12 protein-coding genes and 1 pseudogene are annotated in these 14,737 nt (G+C 67.3%); 6 read left to right on the top strand and 7 right to left on the bottom strand.

Features of this window, described 5'->3' with window-relative positions:
- Nucleotides 1–486 (top strand): APC family permease (locus D7X12_RS16210; RefSeq protein ID WP_120626167.1); only part of this gene is annotated, 486 nt, incomplete at its 5' end.
- 56 nt (nucleotides 487–542) lie between these two features.
- Here the strand turns inward: D7X12_RS16210 and D7X12_RS42445 are convergent.
- Nucleotides 543–872 (bottom strand): hypothetical protein, encoded by a 330-nt coding sequence (locus D7X12_RS42445; protein ID WP_147443688.1) that lies wholly within the window; start codon nucleotides 870–872, stop codon nucleotides 543–545.
- A 4-nt stretch (nucleotides 873–876) separates the two neighbouring features.
- Between D7X12_RS42445 and D7X12_RS45050 the strand changes: the two genes are divergently transcribed.
- Together D7X12_RS45050 and D7X12_RS16200 are read left to right on the top strand one after the other, a co-directional pair.
- Complete coding sequence (locus D7X12_RS45050) at nucleotides 877–999, top strand: hypothetical protein (RefSeq protein WP_279637197.1); 123 nt, start codon at nucleotides 877–879, stop codon at nucleotides 997–999.
- A gap of 354 nt (nucleotides 1,000–1,353) precedes the next feature.
- A complete protein-coding gene (locus D7X12_RS16200; RefSeq protein WP_120626164.1) occupies nucleotides 1,354–3,078 on the top strand; it encodes a phospholipase D-like domain-containing protein in 1,725 nt (574 codons plus the stop codon).
- Nucleotides 3,079–3,327: 249 nt separating this feature from the next.
- Here D7X12_RS16200 and D7X12_RS16195 read toward each other — a convergent pair whose 3' ends face one another.
- The 3 genes from D7X12_RS16195 to D7X12_RS42440 all read right to left on the bottom strand — a co-directional run bounded on the left by D7X12_RS16195 (nucleotide 3,328) and on the right by D7X12_RS42440 (nucleotide 5,026).
- Nucleotides 3,328–3,987, bottom strand: a complete 660-nt coding sequence (locus D7X12_RS16195) for a hypothetical protein (protein WP_120626163.1) — start codon at nucleotides 3,985–3,987, stop codon at nucleotides 3,328–3,330.
- 315 nt (nucleotides 3,988–4,302) lie between these two features.
- Nucleotides 4,303–4,587 (bottom strand): hypothetical protein, encoded by a 285-nt coding sequence (locus D7X12_RS16190; RefSeq protein ID WP_120626162.1) that lies wholly within the window; start codon nucleotides 4,585–4,587, stop codon nucleotides 4,303–4,305.
- A gap of 94 nt (nucleotides 4,588–4,681) precedes the next feature.
- Nucleotides 4,682–5,026 (bottom strand): hypothetical protein, encoded by a 345-nt coding sequence (locus D7X12_RS42440; protein WP_147443687.1) that lies wholly within the window; start codon nucleotides 5,024–5,026, stop codon nucleotides 4,682–4,684.
- A 372-nt stretch (nucleotides 5,027–5,398) separates the two neighbouring features.
- Between D7X12_RS42440 and D7X12_RS16180 the strand changes: the two genes are divergently transcribed.
- Both D7X12_RS16180 and D7X12_RS44310 read left to right on the top strand, forming a co-directional pair.
- On the top strand, nucleotides 5,399–7,099 hold the full coding sequence (locus tag D7X12_RS16180; protein WP_120626160.1) for a hypothetical protein: 1,701 nt from the start codon (nucleotides 5,399–5,401) through the stop codon (nucleotides 7,097–7,099).
- The gene (locus D7X12_RS44310) at nucleotides 7,059–10,715 is read left to right on the top strand and encodes a hypothetical protein (RefSeq protein WP_244224594.1); all 3,657 of its coding nucleotides are present in this window, start codon (nucleotides 7,059–7,061) and stop codon (nucleotides 10,713–10,715) included. Before D7X12_RS16180 ends, D7X12_RS44310 begins: the two co-directional genes overlap by 41 nt.
- A gap of 320 nt (nucleotides 10,716–11,035) precedes the next feature.
- On the opposite strand, the pseudogene D7X12_RS44305 reads toward D7X12_RS44310, so the two are convergent.
- Nucleotides 11,036–11,194, bottom strand: a pseudogene (locus tag D7X12_RS44305) (hypothetical protein); the annotation flags it as partial.
- 254 nt (nucleotides 11,195–11,448) lie between these two features.
- Between D7X12_RS44305 and D7X12_RS16170 the strand changes: the two are divergent.
- On the top strand, nucleotides 11,449–12,261 hold the full coding sequence (locus D7X12_RS16170; RefSeq protein ID WP_120626159.1) for a hypothetical protein: 813 nt from the start codon (nucleotides 11,449–11,451) through the stop codon (nucleotides 12,259–12,261).
- A 40-nt stretch (nucleotides 12,262–12,301) separates the two neighbouring features.
- Here D7X12_RS16170 and D7X12_RS16165 read toward each other — a convergent pair whose 3' ends face one another.
- Together D7X12_RS16165 and D7X12_RS16160 are read right to left on the bottom strand one after the other, a co-directional pair.
- The gene (locus D7X12_RS16165; protein ID WP_244224593.1) at nucleotides 12,302–12,631 is read right to left on the bottom strand and encodes a carbon-nitrogen hydrolase family protein; all 330 of its coding nucleotides are present in this window, start codon (nucleotides 12,629–12,631) and stop codon (nucleotides 12,302–12,304) included.
- 121 nt (nucleotides 12,632–12,752) lie between these two features.
- A complete protein-coding gene (locus D7X12_RS16160) occupies nucleotides 12,753–14,351 on the bottom strand; it encodes a M10 family metallopeptidase domain-containing protein (protein WP_244224592.1) in 1,599 nt (532 codons plus the stop codon).
- Nucleotides 14,352–14,737 lie beyond the last annotated feature (386 nt).

The following is a 14,737-nucleotide window of genomic DNA, read 5'->3' as shown; positions in this document are numbered from 1 at the left end:
GGGCTCCTCATGACGGTGGGAGGGGTGCTGTCCATCCTGGGAACCAATAGCAACACCGTGCTCGCCGGGCCGCGCTACCTGTACGCGCTGGCCCAGGACGGCTTTGGCCCCGCTGCGCTCGCCACGCTGCATCCGCGCTACCGCACGCCGACGGTCGCCATCCTCACGCAGACGGCCATCGCGCTGCCCCTGGCGTTCTCCGGCTCGTTCGAGGTGCTCGCCACGCTCTCCGTGGTGGCCCGGCTCGCCACGTACTTCGGCACGGCCCTGGCGGTGCCCGTGCTGCGCCGCAAGCTCCAGGCGCCCGCGAACGCGTTCCGCATCCCGGGGGGACCCGTGATTCCCCTCGCCGCCGCCGCACTGTGCGTCGTCTTCGCGCTGAGTGCGGAGCGCGCGAACCTCGTCGCAGGGGCCGTCGCGCTCGCGGTGGGCTTCGTGCTCTACAGGTTCCAGCGCAAGCCGGATGGGAAGGCGGCGCTCGGATAGCGCGGGATGTCGCTCAGGCCCTTCGGGAATTCAGCCCGTGTTGCCTCAAGGCAGGCTCATTCCCCTGCCTCTCTGCTCTCGCCCGTGCCGTGCCAGGCGCCCCGCTTCTGCGCTGCCGTGGCCGCCGAGCCCATCGGCGACCATGGCGCACCGGGCACCGACGGCCCTGAAGTCATCCAGGGCTGTCCGTCCGAGCCGAGCACGTAACCGTACTGCATGCCATTGGCGACGACGAGCACGCCCAGCGGCTCGGTGACATTGACGCCCGGGGGCGCGCCGAGATTGCACCAGCCGCCGGGGCCGTAGAAAGCGTTCGCCCAGATGTTGCCGTCTCCGCCCAGCACCCAGACCCAGGGACTCCCCGGCTCGGGCGTGACGGCGCCCATCGCCTTGGCGACGCCCAGCGCGCCCGCCGGGAGAGAGTTCGAGGCGCTCGTCCTCGAGGGCCGCATCAAGGATGCTTCCAGCATCTCGGCCTACGGCCTGCTGCGCATGAAGAAGCGCCTGCCTTGAGCGGCGGGGGGTCTTCCGTTCGACGCCGCAGGCGCAGCAGGTCTTGGCGCTGAACCAAGAGCCCCGCTTCAATCCCCGGCCCACAACCCACCATCAACAAGGCCCCGATCAAGGGAGCCCATAAGCCTGTCCAGCGGTCACTTCGTCGAGCATCCAGGGCATTCCACGACGGATCCGCGAAAGTCCAGGAGGTGTCCTGGTGAGGGGAATGTGGGGGAACCCAAGCCCCACCTTGAGCAGGGGATGGCAGCCGCTGGGAGGGATTGAAGGCCCGGGACCCGCCAGGACGCACAAACCGTTCTGGCAGGGAGTGCTTGCTGAACATGTTTCACGGGGATCATGTAGGCTTCGGAAATGAGCAAGCGGACCAGCGACAACAACCGCGCGACCTTCCTGATGGATGGCGAGGAGTTCTTCGGCACCTTCGCCGCCTGTCTGGAGGAGGTGAAGCGCAGCGCCACCGAGCCCGTCGAGGTCGAGTCCCTGTCGAAGGGCGAGGGAAAGCAGCTCGCGGACGCGCCGGCTCCCGTGCCTCCGACGACCTACGTGCGGCTGGCCTACTGGGCGATGGAGAAGGGCCTTCCGCTGATGCAGGACGACCACCACTTCACGATGGAGGTCGCCCTGAAGCAGTTGGCGGACGCGGGCGTCCACGTGGAGATCATCCTCTGGGACCCGGACGCCGTGTCCGCGAACGCGGGCGGCAATGACAACTTCGCGAAGAAGGTGGCCCGGGGGAACAAGGAGGTCCACACGGCGCTCCACGGGTACAAGGGAAAGATCCTCGTCTACCTGGAGAGCCACCCGAAGCCCGGGGTGGGCTATGGCTTGCACCAGAAGATGTCCATCTTCTCCATCCGCGGAAAGCTCAAGGCCCTGGTCGGCGGCTTCAACATGGAGGCGGAGTACTGGGACACCGGCTACCACTGGGGCCGGCACCCGCTCCATGGGCACAACCACACCCTGCACGACACGGCGGTGCTGGTGGAAGGACCCGCGACGTGTGACATCGAGGAGGAGTGGCTGCGCCGCTGGAAGCGGCAGGTCTCGCTGAATTTCTTCGGGCCCAAGCCGCCCCATGGGGTGCGGGCGGAGTTCCGGGGGCTCGTTGCGAGCCAGCCGACGGGCGGCGGTCACCGCATCTCCGTGCTGACGACGGGCGTCTCGACCCTGTCCACCGAGCACAGCATCCGCGATGAGATCAAGACCCTCATCCAGGGCGCCACGACGTATCTCTATGCGGAGAACTACCAGTTCTTCGACCCAGACATCGTCCGCGAGGTCTGCAGGAAGCTGAAGGCGTGGAAGCCCTTCGAGGTCTGCGTGGTGATTCCAGACCCCGGCTGTGATCCAACCCATGCGAACACGCAGCTGTCCCGCATTGCGTACGCGCGGATGCTCCTGGCGAGTTTCAAGGAGAAGGAGGGCGTCAAGGGCAAGCTCGACGAGGCGCTGCAGAGCATCAAGCTCCAGGGCAGCACGCCGCCGGTGCCCAACGACCCGGGGATGTATCACAAGGTCGTCAAGAAGAAGTCCGGCAAGTGGATGGAGGAGGCCAGCCTCCAGGTGGCGCCCCGGCCCGTCGAGGGCGTGAAGGTCCAGACCAAGACGGTGCAGGTCGCGCTGGAGACCATCGAGAGTCTGGACCTCGCGGAAGGGGTGACGCCGCGTGTCCAGTTCTACTGCCCGGTCCGCTTCCCGGGGCACTCCGACAACTACGACGAGAGCACGAAGATCTACGTGCACTCGAAGCTGATGCTCATCGACTCCAGGCACGTCATCGTGGGCAGCGCCAACTTCGGCTACCGCAGCATGGAGTATGACGGCGAGATGAGCCTGCACATCCAGAGCGATGAGTTCGCGGTGTCGGTGAAGCAGAAGCTCTTTCCCCACTACAACGTGAGCTCCCCCAAGGAAGTGCCCGCCGCGCTCCGCGACGCCTCGCACGGTGAGGCGGACCGGGTGAAGCTCATTGCCCGGAGTCCGGGACAGCTGGGCATCACCTCCGCCGACGTGAAGGGCTACATGACGGACAAGATGAAGAGCGCGAGCGTCGCGATGAACTACGAATGGTACTGAGCTCAGCCACAGAGCCGTGCTGGGGCGAGCGGACGCGCCCCATGGAAGAGGGCGTCCTGCCCCATGAGGGCTGCACGGCTTCTCCACCGGCCCTGCGCACGGCTCGGCGGCACCCGTCAGCATCCCTCTTCGGCACCTTTGCACTCGCCCTTGCCCTCAACCGACTTCGGTCCCTGCAATGACGAAGCCCCTTGCCGGTCCGTGCCGGGAAGGGGCTTTCTGCTTCATCGGGCGCGAGGCGCCGTCGCATTACTCGAGGGTCGGGGCCTGGGTCATGCCGGCCGTCGGATCCGCGCTGCCCTGGCCGAGCGCGCCGCCCAACAGCGAGCTGCCCGCGGAGCCAACGGCGCCGACGACGCCCGTCACGCCCTGGGCCACGCCCTGCGCGCCCTGGCTGACGGCCTGCACGCCCTGGGTTGCGGCCTGCACCAGCGCGGTGATGCTGCTGAGCACCGAGGCGACGCCCTCCAGCAGCTTGCCGATGCCCTCGGTCTTGCTGGCGCCGGCCGGAGAAAAGCCGTCCGTCTGGAGCGACTGCATCAGGGGCGAGGAGAGCTTGGCGTCAGGCAACTGGGCGCCGCTGGGCAGCGAGGGCGCGGAGAGCATGGCGTCAGGCAGCTGGGCGCCGCTGGGCAGGAAGGGCGAGGCGAGGTCAGGCAACTGGGTGGCGGCGTCGAGCAGCGAGGAGCGGGAGAACTTGGAGTCCGGCTTCTGGGGAGCGTTCGGCGCGTTGGGCGAGGAGGGCTTGGCGTCCGGCTTCTGGAGCGCGTTCGGCGCGTTGGGCGAGGAGGGCTTCGCGTCCGGCTTCTGGGGAGCGTTGGGGGAGCTCGGCTTGGAAGACGGGATGTCCTGCGCGGGGGGACGGCGGATGGCGTTGGTGGAGGGACCGCGAGCGGAGGAGAGCTTCATGGGGGAGCTCGTTTCGGAAGAAGAGGGTGGGACCGCGTTCAGCGTTGAGTCCACCCATAGCAGCGGGCGTGCCAGGCCCTCCGAAGCCCTACTGCGCGCTCAATCCGTTGATCTCATTGGGGTCGCATGTGGCGCGGCCTCCGTTCCCCAGGCAGGACCTGGTGACTGCCGTCACGGGCTGATGTGTCCGGTCATCAGGGGGGCGGGCGCTGCCGCCTCCCGAGTGTCGACACAGAGGACGATGCGACCGACCTGGCCACCACGGAGAAGCGAGCCCCCGCGGGGGGGAGTTCGCCGCTCGCGCGCGGTGACGGGTCAGTCCTTCAGCTCGTAGACGCGGACGTAGTCGAAGTTGGCGACGAAGCCAGCTCCAGACTGGAACACCAGGCCGATGCGCGCCCCTGTTCCCGGCTTGTGCGTCCACGTCCCCGCGCGGCTCCAGTAGCTGCCGTCCCGGCTGGAGCAACCCGGCCCCATCCCGCCGCCGTGAGGTTCGACCGAGCCGCTCGAGTCGACCACGGTGTTCTCGTCGTTGATGTAGTTCAGGAAATTCCGGTGCTGGGTGTCACCCGCGGCCAGGCGGTCGTAATAGCTCTTCATGCTGGCGTCGCCCGCGCCTGGATGGCCTGCATCCGCTGCTGGTGGAGCTGGGCGCTCTGCTGGATGGCCGCCATGTTCCGGTGATGCTGGGCCGTCAGCTGCCGCCCGAACTCCTGAAGACGGTGACGACCCAGAACGACCCGTTGTCTGACGTCGTGCCGATGATCAGCGCATTCATGGTCTTGCCGCCGTCCGTGTAGCTGAATGCGACATTCGCGACGGTCGCTGCCACACGAAGGCCCGCCTCGGCGAACCGCTTCCGGAGCTTCTGCACTTCCGCTTCACATCGGCGGGGAAGTAGACCGTGGCGGGCACGAACGGCCCTATCTTCATCCGGGGATGGACCCGCGCCATGTCCCATCGAGTAGGCGTTCTCGACCGGGTCAACCATCGTCACGAGGTCGGTGGTGGGAGGCGTGCTGCGCGGCGCGGTCGTCATGGCTGGCTTCTTCTGCAGTGAGGATGGCGAGCTGGCGAGACGAACCCATGGCGAGCGACTCCAGGTAGACGGAGAGGGCGGGCGCTTCATGGCCGGAGCATACAAATCCGCCTGACGACCGCATGATTCACGGTGGCATGGAGCCGGTTCGCGCCCTGCCCCTTTACGCTTCTGTCACGGAGTTCCACGTGGACGCAGGTGCGTCCTCCGGGCACGCAGCGGCGCTGGAGGTCCGCCCTGCGCACGCGCGTCATCACAGGGGATTCGTCCCTGAGCGCGCGGGGGAACCGGATCGGGGCGCACGCCTTGCAATGACGTCAGCGCGGGCCGACGTCACGGCGCAGCCCGACAGGCACATCTCCCCAACGCAGGGTGACCTTCCGGGCCCGCAACCTCTCTCCCGATGAGTTCGCCGCGCTCGGCCTGGACACCTCGGCGCTCATCTATCCGCAGGGCGGCCCGGGCAGCGACGGCTACCTGCTGAAGCGCGAGGACGTTGCCAGCAAGCAGGGCACGCTGTCCGGCCAGGCCATCTACTACTGGCTGCGAGCCACCGGCACCGTGGGCACCGTCCGGACCTGGGCCCTGGTGCCGGTGGTGTACTTCCTCTCCGAAGGGGTCCACGCCCTGGTCAACCTCGATGGCCTCCAGGTGAGCTTCAAGGTGATGCTCTCCATGCTCCCCACCACGCCCACCGAGCTGGAGGCCCTGGTCGACCAGGGCGTCATGCCTCCGAGCGTGCTCCAGACCCTCAGCGCGAACGGCTTCAACCAGGCGGCCTTCAGTCTGCAGCGACTCTTCCTCGACTTCGACACGGTCGACTTCACCCAGTGGGCGCTGAAGCCGGTGGCCGGGAGCACCCAGGTGGATGTCATCCTGGTGGAACCCAACCAGTACCTGTCGCAGTCGCTGACCTCGCTGACGCAGAACAACCAGGACTTCACCTCCAGCTTCAGCAATGCCTTGCAGTATGCCTTTGGGATGAATGGGCAGAACACCGACGGGGCGACGCCCTACATCCTGGGCATCAACGCGCAATCCAACCACCCGGCGACGACCAACCCGGGCGCTCCACCGAGCCTCGTGCCCACGTACATCGGCTTCGGCACCTCGGCGAATGCCACCGACGACGGGCTGAGCACCCTCAACTACCAGGTCCTGGGAGGAGACAACCCCCAGGCACGCGTCCCGAAGAAGGGGGACGGCTCGGTGGTCTACGTCACCGACACCCTGGTGACGAACAACAACTACTCGGGCTCGCTGCTCTTCGCGGAGAGCGCCTTCTTCGAGCCGCTGGTCTTCCAGCCCATCCAGCAGGCCTTCGGCTCCGCCCCCAGCCTGTGGAAGAGCCAGGGGACGACCATGACGGTGACGGACAGTGCCCACGTCACGGAGCTCGACAACGAGCAGACCGTACTCGGAGAGGGCCTGAAGCAGAAGGTCACGATGGACGCGACCCGGAACTGCACCGTGACGGTCTCCGGAAACACCATCAACATCTCGGGCTCCTTCTACCAGCGGCAGGACATCACCATCTCCATGGTCGTCCTCACCGCGGAGATTCCCTTCCACTGGTGGATGTGGTGCACGGTCAGCTTCCAGCAGCAGATCACCCTGGCCATCGATTCCAACAACCAGCTGGTGTTCAACATGGGCCCGATGACCACCACCACGGATGGCCCCCCACGAGGACGAGAACTTCGGTGGAGATCTGGTCAACGCGGTCTCCCAAGCCTTCTCGGTGCTGAGCCTGGGCTACTTCGACCCCATGGAGGACGCCCTCGACACGGCGACCAACGCCCTCGCTGCGGGCATGCAGAGCCGCGTGGCTGGAATGAACGCCAACCTCACCGCGAGCATGGTGAGCAACTTCATCTCTCCGACGGGAGGCGTCTTCTTCCTCAATGCTCCGCGGTTCAACAGCGACCTCGATCTGCTGATGGACGTCACCTACCGGGTCTGAAGCGGGCACCCCCGAATCCCCGGCACGTAGGGCTCCACGCAGCTCCCCACACGAATCGAGCAGGCCCCCATGGATGGCGTCACCTTTCCGACCCGCATCGAAGGCATTGAATCCCTCACCGTCACCGCCGACTCCGAGGTGATGCAGAACTACCAATCGGCGCTCCCGGTGGCCGCCAACCAGACGCTGGCGGCCGTCGAGGACAGCACCGGCAACCCGATGGTGTTCTCCATTGGCGGGGACGGGCACCTGTACCTCCTCATGGCGGACCCGGGGGGACCGACAGGCTGGAAGCAGTTGGACCTCACCGCGTCGGTGTCACGGTGGGGCCTGCCCGCTTCCTTCGCCGTCGGCCAGGTCCCCGGCGGCAACATCACCCTCGCCGTCGCCGTGTCCCCGCCGTCGGGGGCGCCGGTCATCGTCGTCGCCGGCCCGCTCTCCAATGACGCGCGCCAGACGGACTGGACGCGGCTGGCGGACTACTGGGTCGCCGTGGGCAACCCCCAGCCCTCGGCCACCCTCCAGGCCCTGTACCTGGGCCCGGTGGATGCCTCGGGTGGCTATGGCCTGCCTCTGCTGGCGGTGGGCTTCTCCGGAGGCGCGCCCGGCACACCCAATGACTACCTCTTCCAGCCCGGGGTGACGGCCACCGGGGTCTCCTGGAAGGGCTTCCCGTTCCCCACGCCCACGGACAGCAGTGTCATCCAGGACTACGCCATGGGGGCGGTGTCGGGGCTCGGGACGAGCGTCTACATCCTGTATGAGAACACGCTCGCCCAGAGCCAGCTCGTCTTCCAGACGTTGCCGGACAGCTATGGCCGCCACTCCGCGCGCGAGCTGACGGCGCCGCCGGGCGCCACCTGCCTGGAGGCCACCGCGAGCGGCGGCACCACGGACCTCTACGTGGGCGGCTCGAGCGGAGTGTTCCTCTTCAGCCACGCGAGTCAGACGGACCGCGCGTCAGGCGTGGGCATCGCCTCCAGCCAGGACGTGCCCGGCATCCGCGAGGGCGGGCTCATCGTGCGCCAGGACCCGGGAAGCGGCGGCACGGCGGCCCTCTGGGCCCTCGGCGGTGAGGACCTCATGTATTTCCACGGCTCGGCCACCGAGCCGGACGGCTTCAGCAAGCCGGTGGTCTTCGAGGCCGGCGTGGCCCGGGTGGCCGCCATCCGCAGCCAGACGAAGAAGGCGAACCAGCTCGTCTTCGTGAAGACGGATGTGCGGAGCAATCCCTCCATCATCTGGATGTGGCAGGACCCCACCAGCTCCCTGTGGCAGCGGGACCTCATCCCGCTGCAGGACACCGGCAATACCCAGCAGTTCAACTGCTACACCACCACGTTGACCTTCACCGACCCGAGGGCGCAGGCCCGGCCCGGCCTGGAGGTCAAGGTGTCCGCGTCCGGCTGGACGCGCGTGGTCATCAACGGCGTCTCCCATCTGCTCGACCCGGACACGGCCGTCACCGCCACCACGGACCTGACGGGCAACCTGACCCTCATCAATCCCATCTCCGACCTGGCCACCCCTCGCTTCGTGATGACCGCCGCGAATCCGGCGGACTTCGACGGGGCCCTGCTCATCGAGCCCGCCTTCAAGGTCTACAGCCGCCTGAAGCAGGTGCAGGGCGCGGGGGACATCCCCGACTCCGTGCTGGCGAAGCTGCCCTCGGGCGTGACGAAGGACCAGGTGGCGGACGCCATCAGCCGGCTGATGGCGTACCAGCCGGACCCGGCGCCCCAGGGGGCCACCATCGTCTACCAGGCGGGCACTTCGACGGCGAAGCTCGTGGTGGCCCGGCCGGCCATCGCCGTGCCCGCGGCACACAAGCCCTGGACGCTCTCGTTCGGGGCGCCCCGGGCGAAGACCGCCCAGCTCAGCGTCGTCGGAGAGGTCTGGGACGGCGTCACCAACCTCGCGGGCGACCTGTGGCAGTTCACGACCAGTGTCATCGACCAGGTGGTCTCCATCACCGTCGACGTCATCCAGGACGCGCTGACGTTCGTGGTCAACCTGGTGGGAAAGACGATTCACATCGTCATCAAGACGATTGAGGACGTCTTCAAGGCCATCAGCTTCATCCTCCAGAAGGTCGCCGCGGTCATCGAGGACGTCATCCGCTGGCTGGGCTTCCTCTTCAACTGGAAGGACATGTGGGACTGCCACCTGGTGATGGCCAACTTCGTCAACAGCAGCCTCACCTACGTGGTGGGCCGGCTCGACGCGGAGGCGGACGTCCTGAAGGCGGGCGTCTCCGCGGCCTTCGCCCAGCTCAAGGAGTCCATCGCCGAGCTCGTCCTGCCCGACGAAATCGCCAACGCCGACCTGCAGTCGCAGCAGCAGGCGGCCACCCAGTCCAACCCGCAGGCCAGCATGAACTCCGCGCCGGCCAACTGGACGCTGTATCAGGTCCAGCATGGCGGGGTGTCCAGCGGCACCGCCGACGACACGGGGCCCACCCCGGGCAACCCGCTGGTGCAGTTCTTCCAGGACATCGTCGTGCCGACCGTGGAGGTGTTGAAGACAGACATCGAGAAGCTCTTCCGGGACATCGGTGCGCTCTTCCAGGGCCGCCCCACCGTCAATGACTTCCTCGTCCTGGTCAACGACTTCATCGACACCTTCCTCGACGCGGTCGAGAAGCTCGTCCTCGGCTTCATCGACTTCGCCACCGACCTGCTGGCCGACCTCCAGGCGCTGCTGACGGCGGCCCTGGACATCCCGTTCTTCTCCAACCTCTATCGCTTCGTGACGAAGCTGCTGGGCACCGAGGAGGAACTGACCGTCGTCAACGTGCTCAGCCTGGCGGCGGCCATCCCGGTCACCATCCTCTACAAGCTGGTGACCCACCAGGAGCTGTTCCCCGGAGGCACCAGCACCCTGCTCCAGCCGGACATCTTCGCCCAGATGATGGGGAGCGGACCGCTGATGGCGCCGAAGTCGCTGGTCCTGGCGACCACGACGGGAGGCGTGGACAGGAGCAGCCCCGCGTTCATCTACACCCATGTCATCGGCCTGGCGCCGGCCATCCTGCTCCCGGTGGCCAGCGTGCTCGGCATCTTCGTGCTCAACCGGCAGGTCGACATCGAGGCGCCGGTCGAGGACTCGCCGTTGACGGAGGATGGGAGGAAGAAGCTCGGCCGCTCCCTGCGCTTCCTGTCCCTGGGCGTGCTCGGGTGCAAGGCGCTCGCCCTGAGCACCAGCTTTCCGTTGCCCAAGAAGCAGAGCACCACGGCAGACGTCCTGTCGATCCTCAACTGGTTCCTCAGCGGCTGGCGGCTGGCCGGCATGCTCCTCATCGAGCCCCTCTACACGAAGCTCTCACCGAGCCCCACGGCGGGGCGGACGGCGAAGTTCATCAACTCCGGCCACGATGCCATCTGTGCGCTGGTGCAGGGCGCACTCTACATGGTGACGGACAGCCTGGACCTGGCCGCCGTGAAGGACCAGCTCGGGGAGCTGGACTCGGATGACTTCAGCAATGCCGTTGCCGGCTGGACCTTCACGTACGCTCAGGACCTGGCCAATGTCGGCGGCTCCATCCTGACGGACATCGGAAACGCCGCCTCCATCGCGCCGAGCGCCACCGTCAAGGCCGTCTCCCTCGTGAGTCGCGTCGGGGGGACGACCCTGACCCTCGGCAGCGCGGTGTTGCTGCTCTTCCGGATCGGACTCTCCGTGGGCTCCAAGCTGGACAACGTCGTCCGGGTGCACCTGTCGAGCTGACGGCGCCCCGGAATGGCGCGCGCACTCCGTCGTGCCGCGAAGGCAGGCGACGGAGTGTGCAGCCGCTGCACCTCTACGCTCCATCCCCTTTCGGAGGTGGCGTCGCCCCCGGCCAGTACCGGTAGCCGTTCACCTGGAGGGGGACGCCGAGTTCGGCGCAGATTTCCGCAATCCAGGTCCCGGGCGTTGAAGGCGTCGCAGAACGCGTCCAGGGACCCGGGTGTGGGCTCGCGGTCGGGCGCTGCGTCCAGCGGTGCCGTCAGCCGCCCCCTGCCGCGGTGGAGGGCGGCCTTCACCGAGCCCACCGTCGTGGAGGGCGTGTCCGCGACTTCCTCGAGCGAGAAGTCGAAGACGTCCTTGAGGACCACCGCCGTGCGCTCCGGGGGGGGGACAGCCGCACGAGCAGCGTGCCGGCCGCCTCGCGCGACTCGCGGGGCTCCTGGCCGGGCCCGAATGCGGGAGGCGCCGCGACGGCCCATTCGAGACGCGAGCGGCGCACGCGGTCAATCCACAGGTTCGAGGCGGTGCGGAACAGCCAGGCCCGGGGCTTTGGCACGTCGCTGAACATCGTCCCCAGCGTCACGAAGGCGCGCATGAGCGTCTCCCGTGCTGGGGCCAGTCTCCCAGGCAGCGTGGGCAGTCCCAGGTGCTCCAGGGCGTGCCAGTGAATGGAACCGGTGACGGGGCGCGCGCGTCCAAGGCGCGACTTTTCCCGAAAAGGAGCTCGCGCCTCATGAAGCAGAACCTGAAGCAGTGGCTGGCCGTGGTGTGCATGGGAGTGGCAGGAGTGTCCGCGACCGCCTGGGCGGACGTGGGGACGCCGGTGGACTGCAGCACGGTGGAATGCGAGGCCGTCCGCGAGATGCGGTCGATCTACGTGGCGGAGGCTGGGTATTTCGGGGCGTATGATGCCTTCACGCTGAACCTCGCCAGCGCCGGTTTCACACCCACGGCGTGTCCGAACGGCAGCCGCGCGCCCGTGCCAGGAGCGGGCTGGGTGTCCGGGTGCAACTTCTCCTACAAGGTCACGGGCATCACGCCGTATCCCTCGCCGAGCTTCACGGCGGTGGCGCAGGGAGTGGCGGGGACGGCGTCCGCGGGCATCACGCTCCAGATTGGCACCCACCCCGTCTCCGGCCGCCTCTTCTGGCTGGAGCGCCAGGGGGTGCGCCGCTACGTGGACTCCGCGGAGTGCCAGTCGCCCCAATCCTTCACCTGCGAGTCGGAGCTGCGGGAGGCCCGGTCCAACATGCTCTACATCCACACGGTGGAGCAGTCGTACTTCGCGGAGAAGGACAAGTACTCCACCAACCTGCTGCTGATCGGCTTCTGGCCGGAGGGGTGTTCGAATGGCACCCGCGCGGCCGTGCCGGACGCGTCCTGGGTGGGCGGCTGCCGGTTCATCTACAAGGTCACGCTGAACGGAACGACGGGCTTCACCGCCACGGCGAAGGCCGTGACGGGCGCCACGGAGGGCACCGTCCTGACCATCACGCAGTTGGGGCAGACCGTCGTCACCCCGACGTATCCGGGGTGGTGCCAGTAGGCTGACTTCGAAGGGGCCGTGGTTGTGATGACACGGCCCCTTACACGCGCCCGTAGCCATCCACCGCCACCGAGAGCCCCTGGTTGACCTGCCGCACCATGCTGAAGCCCTGCTCCACCGCGCGGAACACCGCCTGCCGCGTGTGCAACGGGCTGATGCCCTTCCAGTCGCTCGACGGCAGCAGGAGCAGCTCGATGCCTCGCCCCGACGCGCTGGCGAACACCGCCGGGAAGTCTCCGTCGAAGCAGATGGCGCCCCCCAGGACACCCACGCCGGGGGCCTGGCCCACCGCCGGCTCCGGGCTGCCTGGGATGGAGTGCTCCGCCTCCCAACCCGGCACCGGCCGGGACTTCACGTAGCGCCACGCCACCACGCCCCAGGTGCCGAACGGGTTGCCCCTGCCGCTGAAGAGCTACGCATCGGGCGAAGAGAAGGCCTGTTGAGGGTAGGACCCGGTTCATCCGGGACGCCGTGCTGCCTTGAACCAGGCCCTACTGCCTGACGCGCAGCGTGACGGAGGTGAACACCTCGACGCTCTGCCCGTCCACCTGGACGAAGCTGCTCGTGTAGCCCACCGGCTTGATGAAGATGCCGCTCGCTTCGTGCTCATTGATGGATTTGGCGCCGAACCGCGCCATCTGCATCGTGCCCATGGCCATGCCCGTGCAACCCACGCACTTGGGAGCGCGGTACGCGAACACCGTGCCGCCCTCGATCTGGTTCGTGCCGGTCAGGCGCGGCTTCGGCACGGCGATGAACAAGCGCTGGTCGGTGCCAGGAATCTCCCAGACCGCGCCCATCGGCAGGGGGTTGGTGCTGTCGGCGTTGCTGCCCACCGGACGGAGGGTGATTTCGGTGAAGCCATTGCTGGCGATGGCCGAGTTGATCTTGACGATCTCCTCCTTCTTCGTCCACCCCAGCCAGTGGAGCTGCGGGAGGTTGTAGTTGTCCGACGCGAAGATGCCCATGTACGTGCTTGAGTCGCCGGACGACTTGACCGTGCCGGTAGAGGGGTCACGCACGTTGCCGTGCGCGAGGCCGAGCACGTGACCGACCTCGTGGGCGTAGTCCCGGAACAGGGTGCCCTTGAGGTTGACGCTGCGCGAGCCGGCGTTCGAGGTGGAGCACACCCCGCCAGGCAGCACATACACCGTCAGGAACGCGCTCGAGCTGGTGGCTTTCTGGCGGGCCTGGGTCTTCGCCGTCGCACAGTTGGTGCTCGTCACCGCCACGTTCTGCGAAGCGATGACCTCCAGGCTCAACTGGTTGCGAGACGCGACTGCGTAGTAGTCGGACAGATTGCTGACGGTGTTCTTGATGGTGGTCAACGCGGGCGTCGTCCTGCCATCAAGCGTCATGCGGACGATCTTGACGGTGAGCTTCTTGTTGATGGCGGCCAGTCTGCTGGCGTTGTTGTGGTTCTCGACGCAGGTCGACTCCCCGCTGGCACAGTCGTAGCGGTACGACGAGGGGAGGACTTCGACGTCCTGAACCCGGAACGAACGCACCTTGTCGTTCGCGCTCGCGCCGCTCCCGAACGAGGTCTCACAGAGGTTCGTGTCGGTTTCGACAGTCACCGAGTCGCCGGTGCAGTCCCCAGCGGCATGGAGCGTCACGGTCTTGCCAACCGGCACGTCGACGAAGGAGGCGCCCGCGGTCGGCGCGAGGGTGTAGCAGCCGTTGGACGCGGCCTCTTGAATCACCTGGGAGCCGCCGTTGCAGCTTTCGCGCACGAAGACGGACGGCGGGCGCGGGGCGAGGAGCTGCTCGCGCAGCACGGACCAGTTGGCCGCGGTACACTGGCCTGACTGCACCGCATCAATGAAGACGCCGTCCTCGAGCTCCGGGTGCGCGTAGGTCAGGCACGTCTCCACCAGCTCGCTCCAGTGCGCCCAGTCGCAGGTCCCCGCGGTGGCATACGTCTCGGCACACGCGAGCGACGCCGCGAGCTCCGGGGAGACGATCGCCTGCCGGGTGGACGCGACAGACGCCTCCGTGCCGTTGCCGCCGGGCTGTTCGTGGGACGAGGACTCCCAATCCTCTCCCTGGCACCCTGACACCAATGCTCCGCACAGCATGACGGTCGTCATCGACAGCTTCCGCATACGTTTCTCTTTCGCAGCCCGTGGCCGCATGACACTGCTCCAAAGACTCTTACGCGAATTTCACGCAATAGTGACAATCCGTGAGATATGTTTTCTTGACGCATCACCCGCCGGTCTTGGCGCATGAGAATCCGGATTGCGCGGCGCATCAGCCGGCTCGCAGGAATTGTTCACATGCCCTCGTGGGTGAATCCAAGCCCACCCTCCCTGGTCAAGATTCCCAGGACATCCCAACAGGTTGTCCATGCCATCCGCACGCCCAAGACGCGGAAGCTCCCGGGTTTCATCCAGGCGAGCCTGTCCCCCACCGTGGTCCCGGACGGAGGCGGCTTGAAGCTGAACGGCGTGTCCTGACGGTGCGTGTTTGGCTT

This window comes from Corallococcus sicarius (assembly GCF_003611735.1).
Classification (GTDB): domain Bacteria; phylum Myxococcota; class Myxococcia; order Myxococcales; family Myxococcaceae; genus Corallococcus; species Corallococcus sicarius.
Note: the sequence above shows the minus strand (reverse complement) of the source record. Positions and strands in the feature narration are given on the sequence as shown.

Excerpts from the sequence above, each read along its gene's own strand:
- D7X12_RS16195 (WP_120626163.1), bottom strand. The coding sequence starts at position 3,987 with ATGAAGCTCTCCTCCGCTCGCGGTCCCTCCACCAACGCCATCCGCCGT.
- D7X12_RS16160 (WP_244224592.1), bottom strand. The coding sequence starts at position 14,351 with ATGACGACCGTCATGCTGTGCGGAGCATTGGTGTCAGGGTGCCAGGGA.
- D7X12_RS42440 (WP_147443687.1), bottom strand. The coding sequence starts at position 5,026 with ATGACGACCGCGCCGCGCAGCACGCCTCCCACCACCGACCTCGTGACG.
- D7X12_RS16190 (WP_120626162.1), bottom strand. The coding sequence starts at position 4,587 with ATGAAGAGCTATTACGACCGCCTGGCCGCGGGTGACACCCAGCACCGG.
- D7X12_RS42445 (WP_147443688.1), bottom strand. The coding sequence starts at position 872 with ATGGGCGCCGTCACGCCCGAGCCGGGGAGTCCCTGGGTCTGGGTGCTG.
- D7X12_RS16200 (WP_120626164.1), top strand. The coding sequence starts at position 1,354 with ATGAGCAAGCGGACCAGCGACAACAACCGCGCGACCTTCCTGATGGAT.
- D7X12_RS16170 (WP_120626159.1), top strand. The coding sequence starts at position 11,449 with ATGAAGCAGAACCTGAAGCAGTGGCTGGCCGTGGTGTGCATGGGAGTG.
- D7X12_RS44310 (WP_244224594.1), top strand. The coding sequence starts at position 7,059 with ATGGATGGCGTCACCTTTCCGACCCGCATCGAAGGCATTGAATCCCTC.